This is a genomic window from Ruminococcus intestinalis (genome assembly GCF_014288065.1).
In the GTDB taxonomy this organism is placed as follows: Bacteria; Bacillota; Clostridia; order Oscillospirales; family Acutalibacteraceae; genus Ruminococcoides; species Ruminococcoides intestinale_A.
In genome coordinates this window covers 116,018-132,955 of sequence record NZ_JACOPS010000006.1, presented here as the reverse complement: position 1 = coordinate 132,955, position 16,938 = coordinate 116,018, and the positions used below count along the sequence as shown (strand labels likewise).

The window sequence follows — 16,938 nt, the reverse complement described above, 5'->3', positions numbered from 1 at the left end:
GAGCTTGTAAAATAAAGTGTGTAAGTTAGAAAAATAACTTGCACACTTTTTGTATTTGGGAAAAAGTGTGCTACAATGAAAGAAAGGACAGAAAAGGAATGAACAAAATGGCAAAAAAGAGAGAAAGCACACCGGGCTAGAACCTCGCAAAGCAAATTATCGAACAGTATCATCCGAAAAGCGTTGCAGATATGCAAGACGCCTTGCCCAACTTATCCTTAAACAAAATCAGGTTGTTCATAGCTTCTTCCTCGCTGATTGCTTGATATACTTTCTTGAGGTCAACCATCAGTTCCTTGATGTGTTTGTAGCTGACAAACCTTGTGCTTGAACGTATCTGATGAATGATGCAACGCTGGATTTGTGCGTTCGGAAAAGCCGCTTCAATAGCCTGTCTGAAACCTGTCAGACCGTCCACACAGAACAGAAATACATCTTTAATTCCACGAGTTTTGAGCTCGTTCAACATATTCAGCCAGAATTTACTGCTCTCATTTTCGCCAATCCATATTCCGAGAATATCTTTCTGACCGTCGAGATTGATGCCCAGAACTACATATGCAGCCTTCGTGATATACTGATGATTTTCCTTGACCTTGTAATGAATTGCATCCATAAAAACAAACGGATATACAGCTTCAAGAGGTCGATTTTGCCATGCAGTCACATCGGGCATAATCTTCTCGCTTATCTTGCTGACAAGCTTAGGAGAAATTTCTACATCATAAAGATTTTTGATTTGTTCGGAAATATCACGCTGGCTCATTCCGCAGGCATAAAGTGAGAGAATTTTCTCTTCCATATCGTCTGCATTGCGGTTGTATTTGCTGATTATTTTGGGTTCGTATTCGCCGTTTCTATCCCTCGGAACTTTGATTTCAAGCTCGCCCATCTGCGTTTTTACCGTCTTTTTCGAGTAGCCGTTTCTGTAATTTTTCGACTTATTGCCGCATTCATCATTCGATATTCTTTCGCTTTTCTCATAGACGAGTTTATAGGAAAGTTCACATTCCATAACCTCTTGAAGAATGTCCTTGAACATATCTTTCATCGCTGTCATCACTTCATCTGTTGATGTGAAATTCTGACTTTTTACAAATTCTCTCATCATTTCTGCCGGTGCTTTTGCCATTAAAAAAACTTCCTTTTAAGCATTAATTTTTCTATTTCCATTATTGCTTGAAAGGAAGTCTATTATTTACTTTTACACAAACTTTTCGGCGGTATCCAAACGAATCGGCTACGGTTACCGTGATGATGACTTCTTCTTTACCTTGATTTGTTATCTTTCTATTCCTTCTGTCCGTTCACCATCCCACAAAAATAGTGATGAACCACTTTTTTTATCAGTCATCGCTTTTTTGTGTTATTATTTTATTTAATTTTCAAAACAACTGCGAGAGTGAATTTCATATTTTCGGGGTCAAAATTATGACTTACATTACCGTTGTATTGTTTTGCTATTCGTTCTATACTTTTTATTCCGTAGCCGTGAATAAATTTATTGCTTTTGGTTGTCTGCAATTTGCCGTCCTTAAGATTAGGAGCAGTTGCACAGTAATTCCATATGTTGATTACAATATAGTTTGTGTTCGTTTGCTTAACTGTAAGCTCAATTTTCTTGTTATCGGCATTTTGCGTTGCCTCGAGAGCGTTTTCAAGAATATTATCAAGTAATGATGTTATATCGTTATTTGAAATGCAAGAAAAATCTATATCTCGAATATCGCAGTAGAAGTCAATCTCTTTATCTTTGCAAGCACTTACATATCTGTTTATGATTGCATTTATAAGTTTGTTATCGCTGTATTTCTTTAAGTATTTAATCTGATAATCTTCATACAGACTGTCAATGTATTTGTTTATGCTTTCAAAGTCTTTTTCGTTTGAAAGTTCTTTTATTGAAAGCAAGTGGCGTTTTATATCGTGAATTAAAATATTAGAATTTTCGTATTGATTTTGCAAAATAGAGTAATATTCGGTATCAATTTCTGATTTTTGCTTTTGCAGCTTTAGCGCCGTGTTTTCGTATTGAGTTTTCAATACGTCTTCGTGTACAAGAAAAACAACTATATTTGAATACATTAAAAGCAAAGCGCCTACCGCAAACAAAACATATGTAAATTCGTCAAGTTTATAGTTAAGCGAAATGTATGACATACCGCATATTATAAGTATTGACGCCATCGGCAGAAAGAAAAGCATATTTGTTTTATTTAGCTTCAAATTTTCTTTATTTTCTTTGACGGAAATTTTAGATACAAAGTATGCAATAAAGAAGAAAAATAACTGCGAGCTGCCGCTTAATAAGAAAAATATCATACCGTTCTCAGTGATTCCTTTAATATCAATATTAAAAGTTACCATTACAAGGAATAGCAGAGTCGTTTTTGTTATGAGAGTTATAGAAGTGAGAAGAATTGAAGTAAATATTGCTTGAAAAACATTCGTGTTAAAGCAAAAAATACACAGCAACAGATTGCAAGCAAAAAATGCTACAATATTTGAATATTCAACACCTACCGTATTTATTATAAATTGCAGTGCAGCAGACAATGAAAAGCATAAAAATAAACCCATATTGCTCATTTTTTGAGCAAATTTGCTGGAAATAAATATGTAAGAAATGATTGCCTCAAATACCGTTACCGTCGCATAGCTGAAAATTATCATACAATACCTCCCGCAAAATCAAAAAAGGCTTTTTTAAATTCTGCGTATTTTCTTTGCGAAATGCAATGCTCCATAAGATTCTCATTGGCCCCCTGAAATGTAATTGAACTTTTATCAAAGTTAATTACATTCTGTAAGTTTACGATATAGCTTTTATGCGATTGGACAAAGCAGTTAGGCTGATTGATTATTTCGTACCATTCGGCAGGTTTCTTATTGGTTTCGTATGATTTGTATTTAGTAACGATAAGTGAACCGTGTTTTCTGTTTTCAATATAGAGAATATCCCTTGTTTTTACGGTGAAAATTTCGTCATATTTTTCTATTATAATACTTTTGCTGATTTTCTTGTAATAGTCAACGGCTTCAAGAAAATTTCTGTTAAACCTTTCAGTGTCAATCGGCTTTGAAAGATATCTGAAAACCTGAATTTTCATTGCACTGTCAAGGTAAGCCGGATATGAGGTAAGAATCATAATAATAATGTCGGGGTTTAATTGTTTTAATCTTTCCGATACCTCAAGTCCGTTTACGGCAGGCATTTGAACATCGACTATGGCGATGTCGTAAGAATGTTTTTCTTTAAAAATAAAATCGCCGCATGTACGCATATCTATATTAAATTCTATTTTATAGTTTTTTTGAAGATTACTTATAAGTGACCGTACTTTTTCGAGTATTGATTTATCATCATCACAAAGCAGAATATTAAGCACCGAAATTCCCCCTTTAGAAGATATTATACAACATAATTTTTAATTTGTCATATAAAAAACATCACTTTTGACTTTTTTTAATGCGTTTTTGCCCAAACTGTAACAAATGAAAATCCTTGTGCTATAATAAAAACAGTAAATAGAGGAAAAACAAGTACATTTAGAAGTTTTGTATTTAGCGGTTTTGATTATGGCACTTCACAGCTACTTCATACATCTGCAATATGATGTGTGAAGTAAAGCGGTGCTGTGCAACGGTACGGAGGTTTGTATAAAATATAAAGGGAGAAATACTCTTGAATACAGTTGCATTACAGGATTTTCAATCATATGCAAAAGTTAATGACAATGTTATTAACAAATTCAAGAATAAAATTCCTGAAAATTTGCTTAAAATTTGGCAAAATTACGGATTAGGCACTTTTATGAACGGATATATTAAAGTGATTAATCCCGATGATTATCAAAGTATAATTGATAATACATACTTTCCGTATAAAGACGCAGTTCCCATTTTTGTAACTGCATTTGGTGACATAATTACCTTGGAAAGCGGCGAATATATAAGTATAATGTATCTTCGCTACGGAAAATGTGAACTGATGCTCAAAGATTTTGATTTCTTTTTAAAAAGACTTGCAGACAAGAGCTTTTTAAACGAATTTTTTTCTTTGAATCAGTATTATAAAGCTGTTAACGAACATGGAAATTTGTTGTATATAGAGTGTTTTGGTTATATGCCTTTATTAGCGCTCGGTGGGGACGAAGACACCGATAATCTGAAAAAATTTCAGATACTGGAGCACATAGCGTTGATAAATTCATATTTCCTCATACTGATGTAAATCCGTTCTGCCTGACATCTTGAGATTTATAAAAATTGAGTAATCGGCAATATTGATGTTTAAAGAGAGAGGGAACAAGATGTTAGGCAACGAGATTTAATTTTAAATTTGATAGTATCTTATATGTTTTAGTGGTATCTGCAGTTAATGAGGATACTGCTTTTTTTTATTTATATTGTTATAAAATTTATATTACTTTCCGTTAAAATATCATTAATTTTGAAATTTTAAAAACAGCAAAATAACATTATAGCTAAAGTTATTTATACGCGTATAAATCTAAATATTTTGATTTGATATGATTGCTTTCAGATTGTAAAAAAGAAAATTTTACACAAATCGGTTAGTCAATTAATAGAAAACAGCTAAAATAATTGAGATTTATTGTTTTCGGATTACTAAAATTAGTTTATTTATGAATTTCTATATACATATAAAAATTTGATAAAAGCAGAAAAAAGATTTGTGCAGCTTGCCACTTCAATTGAACAAGAAAATATTATATAATTAATACTATTCAATAAGAAAGATAAATTGATTTATTATCAGTTTACCTTTTCGTAATTGCAAACAATATTGAAAATTTAATAAAGGAGAAGAAACAGTTATGTATTACAGCAAAAAGCTATGCAAACATCTCGAAAAAAGCTTTTCTGTATAATGAAAAAAGTTAATTATTTCTTTTATAAAAGGCTGTCGCCTGTTTTTTCAAACTCGGTGCAAGCACGCAAACAGCCACGCTGTTTGCGTCTGATAAATTGTTGTATCGGAAGATTTTATGGGCGCTGCCCAAACCCGCAATTTTTGAAAAAATTGAGTAAACTTTTTTGCTTTTTTAGGAGGATAATTTAGCGTTAGCTAAATTTCAATGCCCGACCGACACTCCGCTAAACCATAATTTACACAAACGATTAGCATTGAATTTTGATAAATAATCTAATTTATTATGAAAAAACCGCTTGAGCTATAAAACTCAAGCGGTTAAATTTTTATGTTTAATTATTAAGCACGAAGTTCGTCTTCGTTATCGCCTGCATAATAAACTTTTTTGATGTCAGCACCCAATGCTCTGAATTTTTCAATTACATCTTCATAGCCACGCTCAATGTACTGGATACTTGAAATTTCAGTAACACCGTTAATTTCAAGTGCCGCAATAATCATTGCTGCACCGGCTCTTAGATCGGTAGCTTTTACAGGAGCTGCTGTAAGCGGAGATCCGCCCTCAATAATTGCAAGTCTGCCCTCAACAGAAATGTGTGCACCCATTCTAACAAGCTCACTTACATACTGATAACGGTTATCCCATACATTTTCATTTATAATGCTTGTACCCGGTACACTTACAAGAAGTGCGGCAAATTGCGGCTGACAGTCAGTAGGAAAACCGGGATGCGGCATAGTCTTTATATTACAACGCTTTAAAGGATTCTTTGTAGCGTCAATTTTTATAGCCTCATCGTATTCGGTAATTACAACACCCATTTCACGGAGTTTAGCTGTAATTGATTCAAGGTGCTTTGGAGTAATGTTATTTACTGTAATGCAACCTCTTGTAGCAGCTGCCGCACACATATATGTGCCTGCCTCAATCTGATCCGGAATAATCGAATATGTTATGCCGTGGAGATATTTTACGCCACGGATTTTAATAACATCTGTACCTGCGCCTCTTACATCTGCGCCCATTGAATTAAGAAAGTTAGCGAGGTCAACAATATGCGGTTCTCTTGCGGCATTTTCAATGATAGTCATACCCTCGGCTTTAGATGCCGCAAGCATAATATTCATTGTTGCGCCTACAGATACTACATCAAGGTAAATATGCTCACCGTGAAGATTATCAGCATCTGCCTCAATAATTGCGCCGTCAACAAGCTGTGTTACTGCGCCCATAGCTTCAAAGCCTTTTAAATGCTGATCAATCGGACGAACACCGAAGTTACAACCACCCGGTAAAGCAACCTGAGCTTTACCGCATCTGCCAAGAAGAGCACCGAGAAGGTAATAAGATGCTCTCATACCTCTTACAAGTTCTGTTGTTGCAGAGTGAGTTGAAATATGAGTCGGGTCTATATAAAGTGATGATTTATTAATTCTTCTTACCTGTGCACCCATCTGCTGAAGAATTCTGCTGATAAGTGAAACATCGCTAATGTTAGGTATATTTTCAATCTGACAAGGCTCGTCACAAAGGATTACTGCCGGGATAATTGCTACTGCGGCATTTTTTGCACCGCTGATATTTACTTCACCAAAAAGCGGCTTACCGCCGTTTACTACAAACTTTTCCAAACCGTTACACTCCAATTCCATATACTGTACATTCACAATAACGAATATGTGAGTTTACATAATCTAAATCTAAATAAAAGTGCGTGCCAAAAAACAGCAACATTGATTGCTGTAAAAATGAGTATCCGCCAGATTACTCAACTGATAATAGTATATCCACAAATATATTACATTTTCTTAAAACACACATTTTGCAGCATTACAACAAGGTAACACTAACATTCCTATACAGAAAATGATACTACAAAATTGTAGTAAAGTCAACGCATATTTGGAATTGTAACATATTTTTATCTAAAATGTACTCAAATTAAATAAATGAAATCAAGTTTATTCTTATTATGACTAAGCAAGATTACATACTTGTAATTATTCTTATAAAAAATAATACTGCTGTCATAATTGCAATACGGAATTAAAATCTTGCAATATTTTTCAGGATATAATTGCATATATAATGTAGGAAATTCTGAAAAATATTTAAATATTTACCAAATAATTTTTTTTAATTGTATTGACAATTACTTTTTTATGTGCTATACTCAAGTTAACATATGAACATATAAACATATGAACAGATTAATAAACGGAGATAGGAATATGGCAGAACTAAATGAAAAGAAAGAAAAAGAAATTCCTGATTTGGAAGTGCTGTTTGATTTAGCGGATCTTTTTAAAGTATTCGGCGATTCGACAAGAATCAGAATAATGTTTGCAATTTCCGATAATGAGATGTCGGTGCTTAGTATTGCAGAGGCTTTAAATATGGAGCAAAGCACTATTTCTCATCAGTTGAGAGTATTAAGACAAAACAAACTTGTTAGGGTCAGAAGAGAGGGGAAGCAAATTTATTATACTCTTGATGACGACCATGTTAAAAAAATTATTGAAATGGGACTTGATCACGTTCTCGAGTAAGGAGGGTGTTTTTTATGAAATATAATTTTACACTTGAAAATCTTAACTGTGCGCATTGTGCGGGAAAGATAGAGCAGAAATTAGCTGAAACAGACGGTTATGAGAATGTAAATTTCAACTTTGCAAATAAAAAACTCGTACTTGAGTGTTCAGATGATGTAACGGCACAGGATATACAGGCGGTTTGTGACAGCATCGAAGACGGTGTAGAAGTTATTGATAATACAAAGAGAAAGAATTTAAAGCAGTACACCTTCACACTTGAAAATCTCAACTGTGCGCACTGTGCAGGAAAGATAGAGAAGAAATTAGCCGAAACAGACGGCTATGAGAATGTTAATTTCAATTTTGCAAATAAAAAACTTGTGTTTGAGTGTTCAGATGATGTAACGGCACAGGACATACAGGCAGTTTGTGACAGCATTGAAGACGGTGTAGAAGTTATTGATAACAATGTAAAAGAAAACACCGTAACTGCCGAAAAGGTAAATTCAGCCAAGGAAGATAAAAAGGTTGAAATAAAGAATGAACTTGTTTCTATTATTACAGCGGCTGTGCTTGGTGTAGCGGCTTTCGGTCTTGAACTTACTGTATTTCCTGATGCTGAATTCGGTACTGTAGGTTGGTTTGTTCTACTCGGACTAAGCCTTGTTGCCACTGTTTTGTCAGGTTGGAGAACATTTATTAAAGGCATAAAATCGGTGTTTAAATTACAGATAGATGAAACTACATTGCTTACAATTGCTGTTATTGCGGCATTTGCGTTAGGCGAGTTTGTAGAGGCGGCTATGGTTACTATTCTCTTTGCAGTCGGCGAAATTGTAGAAGAGAAAGCAGTATCTGCATCGAGAAGTGATATTGCAAAACTTGCGCAGATTCGTCCCGATAATGCAACCGTACTTATAAGCGGCAAGGAAGTTGTAAAAGCCGCCGAGGATGTTAAAATAGGCAGTACAATTGTAGTTAAACCACACGAAAGAGTACCGCTTGACGGTGTTATTACTAAAGGAAATACTACTCTCGATACTTCGGCGCTTACAGGTGAGAGTGTTCCTGTCGATGCAGAGGCAGGCAGTGAAGTTATGAGCGGTATGATTAACGGCAATTCTCTTATAGAAATAAAAACTACTAAGGAATTTGGCGACAGTACAGCGGCAAGAATTATTAAACTTGTTGAAGATGCAGCCGCTACAAAGGGACAGAGTGAAAAGCTTATCAGCCGTTTTGCAGCTGTTTACACACCGATTATTATACTTATTTCTATTGTAGTTGCTATTGTTCCTCCGCTTGTGGGGCTTGGCAGTTTCAGCACATGGATTTATCGTGCTTTGGTTTGTCTTGTTGCATCTTGCCCTTGTGCAATCGTAATTTCGGTTCCGCTTTCTTATTATTCGGGTATTGGCGCATCATCAAAAATCAGCGTTCTTATTAAGGGCGGCAAGTATATCGAAGCTCTTGCAAAGGCTGACGCTTTTGTATTTGACAAGACAGGTACACTTACAACAGGTGAGCTTTCTGTAAACAAAGTTTTTGCTTACGGCAATCATACTTCATCTGAAATTATTGCACTTGCAGCCGCTTGTGAAAGATATTCTTCACATCCGATTGCTATGGCAATAAAAAATAAGGCAGAAAAGGAAAACTTACCTGAACTTTCAGATTACAGCGAAAAGGCAGGACAGGGAGTTACAGCTGTATATAACGGCAAAGCTCTTGTATGCGGCGGCACAAAGGTTTTAAGCGATAAACAAAAGGTAAATGCAGAAAAAACCGCATCTGTATATGTAATCTACGACGGTGAATTAATCGGTGCAATCTCTGTTAGCGATACATTAAGACCGGAGGCAAAGAGTGTAATTGCAGAGTTAAGAAAACTCGGTGTTAAAGACAGTGTAATGCTTACGGGTGATAAAAAAGAAAATGCAATGGATATTGCAAATGAACTTAAACTTGATTCTTATTCGGCAGAGCTTATGCCGTCAGATAAACTTGAAAAACTTATAGATATAAAGAAAACTCATAAGTCTGTATGCTTTATCGGTGACGGTATCAATGATGCCCCTGTTCTTACTGCAAGCGATTGCGGTTTTGCAATGGGATTCGGCAGTGAGGCTGCTATTGAGGCGGCAGATGCTGTGCTTGCGGCAGGTAATTTAAAACATTTACCGTTGTCTGTCAGAATAGCAAAGAAAGTTGTTGCTACTGTAAAGACAAACATTACATTTGCACTTGGTGTAAAGACAATTGTAATTATCCTTGCAATACTCGGTATCGCTCCGATGTGGTTGTCTGTAATAGCAGATACAGGCGTAAGCGTACTTTGCGTACTTTATGCTGCAAGACTTCTTCATACATTTGATAAAAAGTAATTTATAAATAGATAGATTTCCTCTCATAAAAACTACCGCATTCCGATTGGAGTGCGGTAGTTAATTGTTGTTTTTTTATTAAATTAATTGGAGTGAATTATTATTTTGCTTAACTCGTGCACTAAACCATAAATTACCCCAACTATTGACATTGAACCTGATAAAACTAACTTAAACCATAATTAAAAGGCTGTTCCGCAAGATAGGGAACAGCCTTTTAATTATAAGATTTTATCTCGGTTATTCATTTTGTAACATAAGGTCATAAGACTGTCACTTAGGTGTACATTTTCAACAAGGGTGTCGCTGTACTTTCTTGCAATGTCATAGTGACTGAAATTCCAATAGTTCTTTATGCCGTAGCCATAAAGTTTGTCAAGTACATTTTCTACACATACTCTCGGAATACACAAAAACGCTGTATTTATTTTGTTGTTTTGACAGAACTCGTCAAGCAGACTGTCGTGCATTATTGTAAGATTATTCAGCTTTTTGCCAACTTTTTCTTCGTTACAGTCAAAACAGGCGATAAGTTCAAAGCCGAGCTTTTCAAAGTTCATATGCTTGGCAACCGCTTTACCGAGGTTGCCGGCACCGATAAGTATAGCTTTATAATTATTGTTAAGACCAAGAATATTTTGTATTTCTTCCTTAAGCTGAGAAACACTGTAACCGTAGCCCTGTTGACCGAATCCACCAAAGCAGTTAAGATCCTGTCTTACCTGAGAAGCGGTTACATTCATAATTTCAGCCAGTTTTGTAGATGAAATTTTATCAATGTTTTGTTCGTTAAGCTCAGACAAGAAACGATAATATCTGGGCAGTCTTCTGATTACAGACATTGAAATGTTGTCATTTCTGGACATTGTACTTTAACCTTACTCCTTTAACCGAATTGTGTTTGCTTATGCAAGTGAAGCGGCAAGATGCTCGTTTATTGCAAGCAAGAAATCTTCTGAATTAACCTTTTTCTTGTTTTCAAGAGTTGAAATAGCATAAAGGTCGCCTGTCATAATGCCGTCTTCAATAGTGTCGATAGTAGCTTTCTCAAGCTTGTCCGCAAAGTTCATAAGTTCAGGAAGATTATCAAGCTCGCCGCGCTTTCTGAGAGCGCCTGTCCAAGCAAAGAGAGTTGCAACAGAGTTTGTGGAAGTTTCCTCGCCCTTAAGATACTTATAATAATGGCGCTGAACTGTACCGTGTGCAGCTTCATACTCATAAACACCGTCAGGTGAAACAAGTACGCTTGTCATCATAGCAAGTGAGCCGAAAGCAGTAGCAATCATATCGCTCATTACATCGCCGTCATAGTTTTTGCAAGCCCACATATAGCCGCCCTCACTTCTGATAACTCTTGCTACAGCGTCATCAATGAGTGTGTAGAAATATGTAATGCCTGCCTGCTCAAATTTCTCTTTGTATTCATTCTCAAAGATTTCAGCAAAAAGATCCTTAAATCTGTGGTCGTACTTCTTGCTGATTGTATCTTTTGTAGCAAACCATACATCAAGTTTCTGGTCGAGTGCATAGTTAAAACATGAACGGGCAAATGAAGAAATACTCTTGTCAAGGTTGTGCATACCCTGAATGATACCGTCTGTCTTGAAATCAAAGATTGTACTTCTTTCTTCTGTACCGTCAGGCTTGGTAACGCAAAGTTCAGCCTTGCTGCCTGCCTTAACAACCATTTCTGTATTTTTGTAAACATCACCGTAAGCGTGACGGGCAATACAGATTGGCTTTTTCCATGTAGGAATGTACGGAGTGATACCCTTTACAAGGATAGGACTTCTGAATACTGTACCGTCAAGGATAGCACGGATTGTGCCATTTGGTGATTTCCACATCTGCTTGAGGTTGTACTCGTCCATTCTTGCAGCGTTTGGTGTGATTGTAGCACACTTTACGGCAACGCCGTATTTCTTTGTAGCCTCTGCACTGTCAACAGTAACCTGGTCATCTGTTTTGTTTCTGTTTTCAAGACCGAGGTCATAATACTCGCTCTTTAAATCAATGTATGGGTAAATAAGAATGTCTTTGATTTTCTGCCAAAGAACTCTTGTCATTTCGTCGCCGTCCATCTCAACGATGGGGGTGGTCATTTTAATTTTATCCATTAGTTGTTCTCCTTTGTATAGTCAAGCAAACCGCCTGCAAGAATGATTGCTCTTGTTCTGTCTGAAAGCTCACAGTCGGCAATAACGGTTTCGCCCGTTGTTTTGTTTACAACCGTTACGGCAGAGCCGTCTGCAATTTCTTTCTTAACATTAGGAAGCTCAAGCATATCACCGAGTTTAATTTTATCGTAATCTGCAGGATTTTGGAAAGTAAGCGGAAGAATACCTGCGTTAATGAGGTTACTCTTATGAATTCTTGCAAAACTCTTTACAAGAACTGCCTTAACGCCGAGGAAGAGCGGAGCAAGTGCTGCGTGCTCTCTTGATGAACCCTGACCGTAGTTTTCGCCGCCTACGATAATGCTCTTGCCGAGAGTTTTTGCTCTTTCAGGAAATTCCTTATCGCATACTGTAAAGCAGTGCTGTGAAATAGCAGGAATATTTGAACGGAGCGGAAGAATCTTTGCACCGGCAGGCATAATGTGGTCGGTTGTTATGTTGTCGCCAACCTTAAGTGAGCAAGATGCCTCTATAGAATCTGTAAGAGGGCTTGTCTTAGGATATTCCTTAATGTTTGGTCCTCTTAAGATTTCAACATTGTCCATTTCCTCAACAGGAGCAGGAGCAATAACCATATTATCATTAATGAGGAACTTCTCGGGAAGTTCAATTTCTGCGGCAGGACCGAGCTTTCTTGGGTCTGTAAATACACCTGCAAGTGCCGAAACAGCAGCTGTTTCAGGAGATACGAGGTAAATCTGACCGTCAGCTGTACCGCTTCTGCCCTCAAAGTTACGGTTGAATGTACGGAGTGAAATACCCTTGCTGTTAGGTGACTGTCCCATACCGATACATGGACCGCAGGCACTTTCAAGAATTCTTGCGCCGGCAGCAATCATATCGGCAAGTGCGCCGTTCATAGCAAGCATATTGAATACCTGCTTACTGCCCGGAGCAATAGCAAGTGAAACGCCGTCTGCAACTGTTTTGCCCTTTAAGATATGTGCAACTCTCATAAGGTCAAGATAACTTGAGTTTGTGCAAGAACCGATACATACCTGGTCAATCTTCTGACCCTCAAGCTCGCTGATCGGTTTAACATTATCAGGTGAATGTGGGCAAGCGGCGAGCGGTTCAAGCTCCGAAAGGTTAATTTCAATAACCTCATCGTAAACTGCGTCTGCGTCTGCGCTTAACTCTGTGTAATCTTCTTCTCTGCCTTGAGCTTTAAGGAATTCTCTTGTGATTTCGTCAGAAGGGAATACGGATGTTGTAGCGCCGAGCTCTGCACCCATATTTGTAATTGTAGCACGCTCCGGAACTGTAAGTGTTTTGACACCTTCGCCGCCGTACTCAACAATTTTGCCGACGCCGCCCTTAACGCTCATAACTCTTAATACTGCAAGAATAATATCCTTTGCAGAAACCCATGGGCTGAGTTTACCCGTAAGATTAACTCTTACCATCTTAGGCATTGTGATGTAATATGCACCGCCGCCCATAGCAACAGCAACATCAAGACCGCCTGCACCGATAGCAAGCATTCCGATACCGCCGCCTGTAGGTGTGTGGCTGTCGGAACCGATTAATGTTTTGCCCGGCTTACCGAATCTTTCAAGGTGTACCTGGTGGCAAATACCGTTGCCCGGTCTTGAAAAATAAATGCCGTGCTTTTTACATACAGACTGAATAAATCTGTGGTCGTCGGCATTTTCAAAACCTGTCTGCAATGTGTTGTGGTCTATATATGCAACGCTCTTTTCGGTTTTGACTCTCGGAATACCCATAGCCTCGTATTCTATGTAAGCCATTGTGCCTGTTGCGTCCTGTGTAAGAGTCTGGTCAATGCGTAAGCCGATGTCGTTGCCGACAACCATTTCGCCGCATACCAAATGCTCTTTAATAATTTTCTGTGCAATTGTGTAGCCCATTTGATTACCTCCGCAAAAAGTATTTTGTGGTATTTGCATTATTAAAAGCAATAACCCGTGTACATTAATTGCCCATTATAAGGCAATTATTAGTATCTATTATATAACATTTTTCTTCTTATGTAAAGTAAAAATGGATGTAAATACGAAAATTTGCGATTTTGGCACTATCTGTTGTTTATTTTTAAAAATAAATTGAATTTTCAACATTTAGGTGATATAATAAAAAAGTATGTGTAGGATATTTGAACTTAGATTTTTATAGGGGGATAATTTTATGGAAACAAGAGAAAATTTGAGAAATATAGCTATTATCGCTCATGTTGACCACGGTAAAACAACTCTCGTTGATCAGCTCTTAAAACAGAGCGGTGTTTTCAGAGCAAATGAGAATGTGGCTGAAAGAGTAATGGATTCTAACGACCTTGAAAGAGAGAGAGGCATTACAATCCTTTCTAAAAACACCGCTGTAATGTACAACGGCATTAAGATTAATATTGTTGACACCCCCGGTCATGCCGACTTTGGCGGTGAGGTTGAGCGTATACTTATGATGGTAGACGGCGTTGTACTTCTTGTAGACGCTTTCGAGGGTTGTATGCCGCAGACAAGATTCGTTCTTAAAAAGGCTTTGGGCCTTGGCAAAAAGCCTTTGGTTGTAGTCAATAAAATTGACCGTCCGGGTGCAAGACCTGAAGAAGTTGTTGACGAAGTTCTCGACCTATTTATCGAGCTTGGCGCTGACGAGGATCAGCTTGAATTCCCTGTAGTATATGCATCGGGCCGTGACGGCTATGCAAGCCTTGATCCGCATCAGCCCGGTACAGATATGAAACCTCTTTTTGAGGCTATTATAAATGAAATTCCTGCTCCGCAGGGAGATGCAGAGGGCGGACTTCAGATTCTTATTTCAAATATAGATTCAGATCCGTTTGTGGGTAGAATAGGTGTAGGCAGAGTTGAGAGAGGCACTGTAAAAACAGGTCAGAGCGTCGCAATCTGTCATACAGACGGCAATGTAACAAAGAACGCAAGAATCGGTAAGATTTATCAGTATGAGGGACTTAAGAGAGTTGAGAGCGAAACTGCTGAAATGGGTGATCTTATCTGCGTAAGCGGTATTCAGGATATTAATATCGGTGAAACAATTTGCGACCCTGAGAATATTGAACAGCTCCCGTTTGTTAAGATTGACGAACCGACCGTATCAATGAACTTTATTGTAAATAACTCTCCGTTTGCCGGCAGAGAGGGTAAGTATGTTACATCAAGAAATCTTCGTGACAGACTTTTCAAGGAAATTGAAACCAATGTTGCGTTAAGAGTAGAAGAAACAGACAGTGCGGATACATTTAAAGTATCGGGCAGAGGCGAGCTTCACCTTTCAATTCTTATTGAAACAATGCGCCGCCAGAATTATGAGTTCCAGGTATCTCGTCCACAGGTTATCACAAAGATGATTGACGGCAAGTTGAACGAGCCTATGGAAATGCTCATTATAGAAGTACCTGACGCTTATGTAGGTGCAGTTATGGAAAAACTCGGTTCAAGAAAAGCTGAACTTATTAATATGGGCACCCGTGAGGGCGGTTCTACTCACATTGAGTTCCGTATTCCGTCAAGAGGTCTTATGGGTTACCGTCCCGAATTCCTTACAGATACAAACGGTAACGGTATTATGAACCATGTGTTTGACGGATATGAGCCGTACAAGGGTGAAATCGTAACCCGTCATCAGGGTTCGCTTATCGCTTTTGAAACAGGCGAAACAGTAACTTACGGTTTGTATGCGGCACAGGAGAGAGGCAGACTCTTTGTCGGCCCGGGTGTTCCTGTATATGAGGGTATGATTGTAGGCGCAAGCCCTAAGTCAGAAGATATTACAGTTAATGTATGTAAGAAAAAGCATATCACAAATACCCGTGCTTCAGGTTCTGATGATGCACTTAAACTTACACCACCGTCAATTCTTTCGCTTGAGCAGTGTCTTGAGTTTATTGCAGATGATGAGCTTGTAGAGGTTACTCCCGAAAATATCCGTATGCGTAAGCGTATTCTTTCTAAGGAACAGAGAATGAAACAGGCATTCCATAAAAAATAATGAGTTTTGTAGTATTAGACCTTGAATGGAACGGCTCATACAGCAGTAAAGAACACAGATTTGTAAATGAGATAATTGAGTTCGGGGCAGTTAAAACTGACGAAAATCTGAATATTATTGACAGATTTGAAATGCTTATTTCTCCGCAGATAGGCAAAAAACTTTGTTCAAAGGTTAAAAAGCTAACCAAAATCACCAACGAAGAATTAAGAGAAAACGGCTGTACATTTATGCACGCTGTTTCTGAATTTAAAAAATTCTGCGGCGATTGCGTTTTGGTGACATGGGGTACAAGCGACATTCTTGCATTGATTGAGAATTATATGTACTATGCTCATAGGCCTGAGCTGCCTTTTCTCACAAGCTATTGCAATGTGCAGGATTATTGTGAAAAATGTCTTTCCGTAAATGATAAATCTTCTCAACTCGGATTATCCGTATGCGCAGATATGCTCGCAATTAACTTTGATGTTGAAGAACAGCACCGTGCATATGCCGACGCAGAGCTTACATTAAAGTGTATGAAACATTTTGTCGAGGATTATCCGATAGAAGATTTTATCAAAGATGCAACGGCTCACGAATTTTATGACAGACTGCTGTATAAAAATCATTTTATTACAGATATTAATAATCCGGAGATTGATAAACGCAGTATGCGCTTTAATTGCGATGCTTGCGGAAGGCAGGCTGCAAGACAGGCAAATTGGAAAGTAAAAAACAAAAGTTTTGTTGCTCCCTTTTTGTGTAAAAAGTGCGGAAGAAAGTTTACGGGTAAAGTTTCCTTTAAAAAGAAATATGACGGAGTTACCGTCAGAAAGCGTATAGTCGAGTATGTTGAAAAGCCTGTTGACGAAAACAGCGAAAATAAGGCTTAGTATAATAATACCTTCTATACATATATCAGCATATAGAAAAACCAATGCCGAACGGTCAGACTAAGACTGTTCGGCATTTTTAAGAATAGAATGTG

11 protein-coding genes and 1 pseudogene are annotated in these 16,938 nt (G+C 37.5%); 5 read left to right on the top strand and 7 right to left on the bottom strand.

Features of this window, described 5'->3' with window-relative positions:
- Positions 1–184 precede the first annotated feature (184 nt).
- The 3 genes and pseudogenes from H8R91_RS11470 to H8R91_RS11460 all read right to left on the bottom strand — a co-directional run.
- Positions 185–1,132 (bottom strand): annotated as a pseudogene (locus tag H8R91_RS11470) (IS256 family transposase); the annotation flags it as partial.
- A gap of 242 nt (positions 1,133–1,374) precedes the next feature.
- Positions 1,375–2,673 carry a sensor histidine kinase gene (locus H8R91_RS11465; RefSeq protein ID WP_186936340.1) on the bottom strand — a complete coding sequence of 433 codons (1,299 nt, stop codon included), beginning with the start codon at positions 2,671–2,673 and terminating at the stop codon, positions 1,375–1,377.
- Positions 2,670–3,389: a LytR/AlgR family response regulator transcription factor gene (locus H8R91_RS11460; RefSeq protein ID WP_022234588.1), complete on the bottom strand. Its 720-nt coding sequence runs from the start codon at positions 3,387–3,389 to the stop codon at positions 2,670–2,672. Before H8R91_RS11460 ends, H8R91_RS11465 begins: the two co-directional genes overlap by 4 nt.
- 296 nt (positions 3,390–3,685) lie before the next feature.
- Here H8R91_RS11460 and H8R91_RS11455 point away from each other — a divergent pair, with 296 nt between their 5' ends.
- Positions 3,686–4,234 (top strand): T6SS immunity protein Tdi1 domain-containing protein, encoded by a 549-nt coding sequence (locus tag H8R91_RS11455; protein WP_186936339.1) that lies wholly within the window; start codon positions 3,686–3,688, stop codon positions 4,232–4,234.
- A 1,002-nt stretch (positions 4,235–5,236) separates the two neighbouring features.
- On the opposite strand, the gene murA is transcribed toward H8R91_RS11455, so the two are convergent.
- Entirely contained in the window at positions 5,237–6,529 is a 1,293-nt protein-coding gene (murA, locus tag H8R91_RS11450; RefSeq protein WP_186936338.1) for a UDP-N-acetylglucosamine 1-carboxyvinyltransferase, read from the bottom strand.
- 600 nt (positions 6,530–7,129) lie between these two features.
- Between murA and H8R91_RS11445 the strand changes: the two genes are divergently transcribed.
- Entirely contained in the window at positions 7,130–7,447 is a 318-nt protein-coding gene (locus tag H8R91_RS11445) for an ArsR/SmtB family transcription factor (RefSeq protein WP_022234585.1), read from the top strand.
- A gap of 14 nt (positions 7,448–7,461) precedes the next feature.
- Positions 7,462–9,816: a heavy metal translocating P-type ATPase gene (locus H8R91_RS11440; RefSeq protein ID WP_186936337.1), complete on the top strand. Its 2,355-nt coding sequence runs from the start codon at positions 7,462–7,464 to the stop codon at positions 9,814–9,816.
- Between the two features lie 221 nt (positions 9,817–10,037).
- Here H8R91_RS11440 and H8R91_RS11435 read toward each other — a convergent pair whose 3' ends face one another.
- Genes H8R91_RS11435 through H8R91_RS11425 form a run of 3 tightly spaced genes read right to left on the bottom strand, consistent with a single transcriptional unit; the run spans position 10,038 to position 13,864 of the window.
- Complete coding sequence (locus tag H8R91_RS11435; protein WP_186936336.1) at positions 10,038–10,682, bottom strand: redox-sensing transcriptional repressor Rex; 645 nt, start codon at positions 10,680–10,682, stop codon at positions 10,038–10,040.
- Between the two features lie 39 nt (positions 10,683–10,721).
- The gene (locus tag H8R91_RS11430; protein WP_186936335.1) at positions 10,722–11,933 is read right to left on the bottom strand and encodes an NADP-dependent isocitrate dehydrogenase; all 1,212 of its coding nucleotides are present in this window, start codon (positions 11,931–11,933) and stop codon (positions 10,722–10,724) included.
- On the bottom strand, positions 11,933–13,864 hold the full coding sequence (locus H8R91_RS11425; protein ID WP_186936334.1) for an aconitate hydratase: 1,932 nt from the start codon (positions 13,862–13,864) through the stop codon (positions 11,933–11,935). Before H8R91_RS11425 ends, H8R91_RS11430 begins: the two co-directional genes overlap by 1 nt.
- 277 nt (positions 13,865–14,141) lie before the next feature.
- On the opposite strand from H8R91_RS11425, the gene typA reads away from it, so the two are divergent.
- Together typA and H8R91_RS11415 are read left to right on the top strand one after the other, a co-directional pair.
- Positions 14,142–15,965, top strand: coding sequence for a translational GTPase TypA (gene typA / locus H8R91_RS11420; RefSeq protein WP_022234710.1), 1,824 nt, complete (start codon positions 14,142–14,144; stop codon positions 15,963–15,965).
- A complete protein-coding gene (locus H8R91_RS11415; RefSeq protein WP_186936333.1) occupies positions 15,965–16,843 on the top strand; it encodes a 3'-5' exonuclease in 879 nt (292 codons plus the stop codon). The genes typA and H8R91_RS11415 overlap by 1 nt, the downstream gene beginning before the upstream one ends.
- Positions 16,844–16,938: the final 95 nt, after the last annotated feature.

Coding starts and splice junctions, on each gene's coding strand:
- H8R91_RS11465 (WP_186936340.1), bottom strand. CDS start 2,673: ATGATAATTTTCAGCTATGCGACGGTAACGGTATTTGAGGCAATCATT.
- H8R91_RS11445 (WP_022234585.1), top strand. CDS start 7,130: ATGGCAGAACTAAATGAAAAGAAAGAAAAAGAAATTCCTGATTTGGAA.
- H8R91_RS11440 (WP_186936337.1), top strand. CDS start 7,462: ATGAAATATAATTTTACACTTGAAAATCTTAACTGTGCGCATTGTGCG.
- H8R91_RS11435 (WP_186936336.1), bottom strand. CDS start 10,682: ATGTCCAGAAATGACAACATTTCAATGTCTGTAATCAGAAGACTGCCC.
- H8R91_RS11430 (WP_186936335.1), bottom strand. CDS start 11,933: ATGGATAAAATTAAAATGACCACCCCCATCGTTGAGATGGACGGCGAC.
- H8R91_RS11425 (WP_186936334.1), bottom strand. CDS start 13,864: ATGGGCTACACAATTGCACAGAAAATTATTAAAGAGCATTTGGTATGC.
- typA (WP_022234710.1), top strand. CDS start 14,142: ATGGAAACAAGAGAAAATTTGAGAAATATAGCTATTATCGCTCATGTT.
- H8R91_RS11415 (WP_186936333.1), top strand. CDS start 15,965: ATGAGTTTTGTAGTATTAGACCTTGAATGGAACGGCTCATACAGCAGT.